Here is a 1,967-nt window from a genome sequence, read left to right on the forward strand (position 1 = left end):
CGGGGTTTCCCCCGCCGCCTTGATCGTTGTCTTCGCAGCCGAACTTAGCGGAGCAGCTGGAGCACGCTCTGCTGGCTCTGGTTGGCCAGCGCCAGCGCGGACACCGCGATCGACTGGCGGGTCGACAGCGCCTGGCTGTTCGCCGCTTCCTCGTTGGTGTCGGCCAGCGTCAGGTTCGACGAGCCGGTCTGCAGCACGTTGATCAGGTTCTTGTTGAAGTCCTGACGGATCTGCACGATCGACAGGTTCGAACCGAAGGCCGAAGCCTGCGAGCGCAACGTCGAGGACGCGCCGTTCAGGGACGTCACGATCTCGTTGATCGCAGCGTTGTCCTTGAAAGCGCCCGTGGTCAGGACGTCGAGGCCGAGGCCGGCCGGGTTGAAGTTGACGCCCTGGATGCTCAGCGTCGACTTGCCGGTTTCGTTGAACGTCAGCTTCAGAGTGTCGCCGCCGAGCAGGTTGACGCCGTTGAACGACGCGTCCTGCGAGGTGGTGGTGATCTGATTGATGATGTTGTTGTACTGGCTGACCAGGTTGTCACGGGTCAGCTTGGCCGATGCGTCAACAACCGGAGCCGGCGCCGTGGTGCCGGCAGCGAACGCCTGGCCAGCGCCAACCGCGGAACCGGTGATCGCACCGATCGTGGCCGAAGCCGCATCGTTCGTGGTGGTGATCGTCAGCTTGCCGGACACGAAAGTGGCCTGCAGGTTGTTGGCGGCGAGAGCATCGTTCAGCCCGTTGAGCGAGGAGACGCGGCCGGCACCCGTTCCGAACACGATGTCGGTGGCAGTGCCTCCGCCCGTCGCGCCGATATTCAGGGTCTTGCCTTCCAGCACGCCCGGCACTTGCGTGCGGGCCTGTGTCACGCCACCCGCCAGACCGAGCGCGGTCAGAGCGCCAGCGTTGTTGCTGGTGATCGTCAGATCGCTCAGCGTACCGGTGTTCAGCGTGATCACGCCGCCGGTGATGGTCGAGGCCGTCGACGAGCCGGTCAGGCCGTCGATCTTCGCCAGCAGGCCGGTGACGTCGCTGTCGATCTTGATCTGGTTCGGATCGTTGCCGATCGTGTTCGCGGCCACGAAGCTCAGCGTCTTGCCGTTGACGGTGAGGGTGTCACCTACCGCGAAGGCGTTCGACAGCGAAGCGGCCGTGCCGTCGCCGACGCTCAGCTTGGTGGCGCCGGCCAGAGCACCGGCCGTCACGGCGCCACCGCCACGGGTGGCGGTGCTTGCACCGGCGCCGTCGATGGCGAGCTTGTCGAGCACGTTTGCGGAGCCGGTCACGACGAGGTCGGCGGCCGTACCGGACCTCAGGGTGATGATGCCGGACGTTGCCGTCGACGCGTTGGCCGGGGTCGTGTTGCCCGACAGGGTGTCGATCGCTGTCATCAAATCGCTCAACGAGGTATCGACACCCATCGTATAGGCGGTGCCCGACCCGACGAGGCCATTCGCGCCGGCTCCGAAGGTGATCGTCTTGCCGTTGACAGTCAGCGTGTCGTTAGCCTGGATCGCATTGGCGGCGCCGCCGACGCCGGCGTTGGTCGTCAGGGCCGACAGCAGCGTCGAAGCGCTCGCGTTGGTGGCGTTGCCCGAATAGAGCTGGGTGCCCGCTGTCGCGGCCGTGCTGGTATACGCAGCGCGCTGCGGAGCCGAAGTACCGGTGAACGCAGCGTTGGTCGGGTCCTGATCGGCGACGAGATTGTCGGCCGTTGCGCCCGCGATATCGACGGAGGTGAACGCCGACTTGGTCGAGAAACCGACCGTCGTCTGCAGCGCCTGATTGGCGACGGACTTGGCGGAGTCGACGAGCTTCTGCAGCGAAGTGATGCCGGTGTTGGCGGACTGCAGGACCTGCACGCCGTTGCCGATGCCGTCGAGAAGATTGTTGATGTCGCTGGCGCGGCTATCGAGCGAGGCGGCGGTGAAATAGTTGGTCGGATTGTCGAGCGCCGTGTTGACCTTCTT

General features: G+C 65.4%; 1 protein-coding gene. It reads right to left on the reverse strand.

All coding sequences use genetic code 11. From position 1 onward, the window contains the following. Positions 1–44 precede the first annotated feature (44 nt). Positions 45–1,967, reverse strand: a 1,923-nt coding sequence (locus JQ558_RS36905; protein ID WP_212296727.1) for a flagellin, incomplete at its 5' end; no start/stop codon positions are given.

It is taken from the genome of Bradyrhizobium sp. AUGA SZCCT0160, assembly GCF_018130105.1.
GTDB lineage: Bacteria > Pseudomonadota > Alphaproteobacteria > Rhizobiales > Xanthobacteraceae > Bradyrhizobium.